Genomic DNA, 4437 nt, shown 5'->3' on the forward strand with positions numbered 1-4437 from the left:
GTGGTAGACGGCCTAATGGGGGGGGCCGGCGTGGCGCCCCTTCCGCCGCAAACGGCCCATCCAACTCGGGCTGCGTTCAACCGGGGGGGGGGGGCCTTGCCCCGCGAAAGGGCTGCGCAGCAGCCCCGTGATCTCAGTTATCCAGCTGCTTGTGCTTCCAGCTGTCATTACCCGGCAGGATCAGGTTCAGCGCGATGGCCACGATGGCGCACAGGGCGATGCCTTTCAGGCCCCAGTCATCCGGGCCGTCGCCGCTGCCGATCAACACACCGCCAATACCGAACACCAAGGTCACCGAGACGATCACCAGGTTGCGTGCCTCGGCCAGGTCGATCTTGTGGCGGATCATGGTGTTCATGCCCACCGCCGCGATCGAGCCGAACAGCAGGCAAAGAATGCCGCCCATCACCGGTACCGGGATGCTCTGCAGCAGTGCGCCGAACTTGCCGATGAAGGCCAGGGTGATGGCGAAGATTGCCGCCCAAGTCATGATCTTCGGGTTGTAGTTCTTGGTCAGCATCACCGCGCCAGTCACTTCGGCATAGGTGGTGTTGGGCGGGCCGCCGAACAGGCCGGCTGCGGTGGTGGCCAGGCCGTCACCGAGCAGGGTGCGGTGCAGGCCGGGCTTCTTCAGGTAGTCGCGGCCGGTCACGCTGCCCACGGCGATCACCCCGCCGATATGCTCGATGGCCGGTGCAAGTGCCACCGGTACGATGAACAGGATCGCCTGCCAGTTGAATGCAGGGGCCGTGAACTTGGGCAGCTCCAGCCAAGGCGCGGCAGCGATCTTGGCGGTGTCGACCACGCCGAAGGCGAACGACAGGCCAAAGCCCACCAGCACGCCGGCGATGATCGGCACCAGACGGAAGATGCCCCTGCCGAACACGGCCACGATCAGTGTGGTCAGCAACGCCGGCATGGAGATCAGCATCGCGGTCTTGTACGGCATCAATACGCTGCCGTCGCCGCCCTTGCCCATGGCCATGTTGGCGGCGATCGGCGCCATGGCAAGGCCGATGGAGATGATCACCGGGCCGATCACCACCGGTGGCAGCATACGGTCGATGAAGCCGGTGCCCTTTATCTTCACCATCAGGCCCATGAAGGTGTACACGAAGCCGGCCGCCATCACGCCGCCCATGGTCTCGGCCAGGCCGAACTGGCCCTTGGCGAGGATGATCGGGGTGATGAAGGCAAAGCTCGAGGCCAGGAAGACCGGAACCTGGCGCCCGGTGACCAGTTGGAACAGCAGGGTGCCGATACCGGCGGTGAACAGGGCCACGTTGGGGTCGAGGCCGGTGATCAGCGGCATCAGCACCAGTGCGCCGAATGCTACGAAGAGCATCTGCGCACCCGAGACGACCTGGCGCCAAAGCGGGTCGTTGAAGCCGTCCTGCATGGTCAGGCGTCCTTCTGTTTGGTGCCGAAGATCTTGTCGCCGGCATCGCCCAGGCCGGGGACGATATAGCCGTGTTCATTCAGGCGCTGGTCGATCGAGGCCGTGTAGATCTGCACGTCGGGGTGGGCTTTCTCCACCACGGCGATGCCTTCGGGGGCCGCGACCAGGACCATCGCGCGGATCTCCTTGCAGCCGGCCTTTTTCAGCAGGTCGATGGTGGCGACCATCGAACCGCCGGTGGCCAGCATCGGGTCAATGATCAGGGCCAGGCGCTGGTTGATGTCCGGCGCGAGTTTTTCCAGGTAGGTGTGCGCTTCGAGGGTCTCTTCGTTGCGGGCGACGCCCACGGCACTCACCTTGGCGCCCGGCACCAGGCTGAGCACGCCGTCGAGCATGCCGATGCCGGCGCGCAGGATCGGGACTACGGTGATCTTCTTGCCGGCGATCTTCTCGACCTGCACCTTGCCGCACCAGCCGTCGATCTCGTAGGTTTCGAGCGGCAGGTCCTGGGTGGCTTCATAGGTCAGGAGGGCGCCGACTTCCTGGGCGAGTTCGCGAAAGTTCTTGGTGCTGATATCGGCACGGCGCATCAGGCCGAGCTTGTGGCGGATCAGCGGATGGCGGATCTCACGAGTAGGCATAGGGGAGGGCTCCGGGAGGCGGGCAAAAAAACCGCGCTAGATTAATCTATTCAGCCTGAGCTGTCGTCCAGTCATTCTGCACGTTAGTCCATAAATGCTTGATCTGTGACGAGCGGATGCGTACCTTTGCCCGCTTTTCCAATTCCGAGCCCCCTGGAGAGCGCCATGTCCGCCGATCTCGAGCATATCCGTCAAGTCATGCGCGAGGCTGACTGCCTGTACACCGAAGCCGAGGTCGAAGCGGCCATCGCCAAGGTCGGCCAGCAGATCTGCCAAGACCTGCACGACAAGAACCCGGTGGTCTTCTGCGTCATGAACGGCGGCCTGATCTTCGCCGGCAAACTGCTGACCCACCTGCAGTTCCCGCTGGAAGCCTCCTACCTGCACGCTTCTCGCTACCGCAACCAGACCAGCGGCGGCGAACTGTTCTGGAAGGCCAAGCCCGAGATCTCGTTCATCGACCGCGACGTGCTGATCGTCGACGACATCCTCGACGAAGGCCACACCCTCAGCGCCATCATCGACTTCTGCAAGCATGCTGGGGCCCGCTCGGTGCACACCGCCGTGCTGATCGACAAAGACCACGACCGCAAGGCCAGCCCGGACCTGAAGGCGAACTACGTAGGCCTACCGTGCGTCGACCGCTACATCTTCGGCTACGGCATGGACTACAAAGGCTACTGGCGCAACGCCAACGGCATCTTCGCCGTCAAGGGCCTGTGACCATGCGCCAGCCCGCATTCATCGACCAGACGCTGTTTGCCGGGTTGGCGCAGAAGGCCGCCGACAACCCGCGCGGCCGCCAGCACCACAACTTCCACCAGATGGAAGAGCCTTGCCACCGCATGGCGGTCGGCTTGCAGCTGAGCACGTACATTCCGCCCCACCGTCACCTGAGCGATGACAAGGCCGAGGCGTTGATCGTGCTCAAGGGCCGCCTGGGCCTGTTGATCTTCGACGACCAGGGGGTGGTGACCGGCAAGCGCGTGTTGCAGGCGGGGGGCGACTGCCTGGGCGTCGATCTGGCGCCGGGCACCTACCATGGGTTGGTGGTGCTGGAGGCCGACAGCATCCTGTTCGAGTGCAAGGCCGGGCCGTACCGGCCGGTCGGCGAGGGCGAGCATGCCCACTGGGCGCCGCGCGAAGGTGAGGAAGGCGTGGTCGAGTACCACGCCTGGATGCGCGCGCAGTTCGAGTGAGTCTGGGGCTGCAACGCGCCCCACTATCTTCAGCCCAGCACCATGCTAGAGTGCTCCTCCCTGCCAAGGAGCCTCACATGCGTGCGATTCTTCCTTTCCTGCTGGCGGTGAGCCTACCGCTGTCCGCGGCGCCGCTGCATGGCCAGTTCCTGCCCCCCGACGACTTGGCCCTGCGCCAGCAAGCCCCTTCGGCCCAGCAGTTGCTGCAGGTGACCGACTATTCGGTGGTGGCCGGTATCCAGCGCCAGTCCGACCAGCAACCCATCCCGATCACCTCCTCGCTGCTGCTGCGCCTGAAGGGCAAGCCGCTGAGCAAGGGGGCGACCATCAGCCAGGTGCTGGTCAATTTCGATGGAGAGGGTGGCAAGAGCCTGAAGAAGCCAGCCTTCGACGAGAAAACACGGACCCTGACTTTGAGCTACCCGATGGCCAACTACCGCGTGATCATGGATCTGCTGCGCAACGAAACCCTGTACGTGCAGTTTCTCACCTACCCCAACGGCCACGTGTGGGCCGACCTGCACACCGGCACCGTACGTACGCGTTGAGGCCCGTGGGCCACGAGGGGTACACTGCCGGCCTTTGAAATGTCCGTGATGGTCCACTTGGAGTCGGCAATGCGTAAAGACAAGAAGCAGGTGATTGGTGACGAGATCAGCGACGACTACGTCAAGACGTTCCTTCGGTTCGAGCCGGCCGACGGACAGACTTCGCCTTCGCTGCACAAGCTGATCAAGGCCTACCGTGGCCTGCGCGTCGACGACTTCGAGCGCTTCGTCGGCTTCTTCGTCGAGGCCGGCCTGGACCTGGACGGCAAGGACGAGCAGGGCAAGACCTTCGTCCAGCTGATTGCCGACCAGCGCAATGCGGCCGAGTACATCGAGATCATCGATAAAGCCCGCAGTTAAGAGGTAGGCCTGTACCGGCCTATCGCGGGGCAAGCCCGCTCCCACAAGGACCTGCAAAATCGTTATGCGTTGCTCTGTGGGAGCGGGCTTGCCCCGCGATAGGGCCGACACCGATACACCAGGCACAAAAAAACGCCCGAAGTGTAATGCCTGTCAGTTAAGGATACGGGGCGCTGCACACCCATCGCCGGGCAGCCCGCGCCCCCCAGTAACGCCGGCCGGGGGGGGCCGGGGTGCCGGCGGTGGGGGGGGGTGGCGCCCCCAAGGGCCCCCCGAAGGGGTTACCGTCG

General features: G+C 64.2%; 6 protein-coding genes. 4 read left to right on the forward strand and 2 right to left on the reverse strand.

The genetic code is table 11. The features are described from left to right. Positions 1-133 precede the first annotated feature (133 nt). Both ACNFG0_RS22715 and upp read right to left on the reverse strand, forming a co-directional pair. The gene (locus ACNFG0_RS22715; RefSeq protein ID WP_416766503.1) at positions 134-1399 is read right to left on the reverse strand and encodes a uracil-xanthine permease family protein; all 1266 of its coding nucleotides are present in this window, start codon (positions 1397-1399) and stop codon (positions 134-136) included. A 2-nt stretch (positions 1400-1401) separates the two neighbouring features. After that, the gene (gene upp, locus ACNFG0_RS22720; RefSeq protein ID WP_028691132.1) at positions 1402-2040 is read right to left on the reverse strand and encodes a uracil phosphoribosyltransferase; all 639 of its coding nucleotides are present in this window, start codon (positions 2038-2040) and stop codon (positions 1402-1404) included. Between the two features lie 165 nt (positions 2041-2205). Here upp and ACNFG0_RS22725 point away from each other — a divergent pair, with 165 nt between their 5' ends. The 4 genes from ACNFG0_RS22725 (at position 2206) to ACNFG0_RS22740 (ending at position 4147) form a co-directional block, all read left to right on the forward strand. Next, a complete protein-coding gene (locus ACNFG0_RS22725) occupies positions 2206-2763 on the forward strand; it encodes a hypoxanthine-guanine phosphoribosyltransferase (protein ID WP_084858579.1) in 558 nt (185 codons plus the stop codon). 2 nt (positions 2764-2765) lie between these two features. After that, complete coding sequence (locus tag ACNFG0_RS22730; RefSeq protein WP_416766505.1) at positions 2766-3239, forward strand: WbuC family cupin fold metalloprotein; 474 nt, start codon at positions 2766-2768, stop codon at positions 3237-3239. Between the two features lie 77 nt (positions 3240-3316). Continuing rightward, positions 3317-3787, forward strand: coding sequence for a hypothetical protein (locus tag ACNFG0_RS22735; protein ID WP_196143727.1), 471 nt, complete (start codon positions 3317-3319; stop codon positions 3785-3787). Between the two features lie 69 nt (positions 3788-3856). Next, positions 3857-4147: a PA4642 family protein gene (locus ACNFG0_RS22740; RefSeq protein WP_196143726.1), complete on the forward strand. Its 291-nt coding sequence runs from the start codon at positions 3857-3859 to the stop codon at positions 4145-4147. The last annotated feature ends 290 nt before the right edge of the window (positions 4148-4437 follow it).

Origin of the sequence: Pseudomonas sp. NY15372 (assembly GCF_048068215.1) — a bacterium.
Lineage (GTDB): Bacteria > Pseudomonadota > Gammaproteobacteria > Pseudomonadales > Pseudomonadaceae > Aquipseudomonas > Aquipseudomonas guariconensis_A.

What these genes read in the sequence shown, in the direction of transcription:
- ACNFG0_RS22715 (WP_416766503.1), bottom strand. Translation starts at nt 1,399, where the DNA reads ATGCAGGACGGCTTCAACGACCCGCTTTGGCGCCAGGTCGTCTCGGGT.
- upp (WP_028691132.1), bottom strand. Translation starts at nt 2,040, where the DNA reads ATGCCTACTCGTGAGATCCGCCATCCGCTGATCCGCCACAAGCTCGGC.
- ACNFG0_RS22725 (WP_084858579.1), top strand. Translation starts at nt 2,206, where the DNA reads ATGTCCGCCGATCTCGAGCATATCCGTCAAGTCATGCGCGAGGCTGAC.
- ACNFG0_RS22730 (WP_416766505.1), top strand. Translation starts at nt 2,766, where the DNA reads ATGCGCCAGCCCGCATTCATCGACCAGACGCTGTTTGCCGGGTTGGCG.
- ACNFG0_RS22735 (WP_196143727.1), top strand. Translation starts at nt 3,317, where the DNA reads ATGCGTGCGATTCTTCCTTTCCTGCTGGCGGTGAGCCTACCGCTGTCC.
- ACNFG0_RS22740 (WP_196143726.1), top strand. Translation starts at nt 3,857, where the DNA reads ATGCGTAAAGACAAGAAGCAGGTGATTGGTGACGAGATCAGCGACGAC.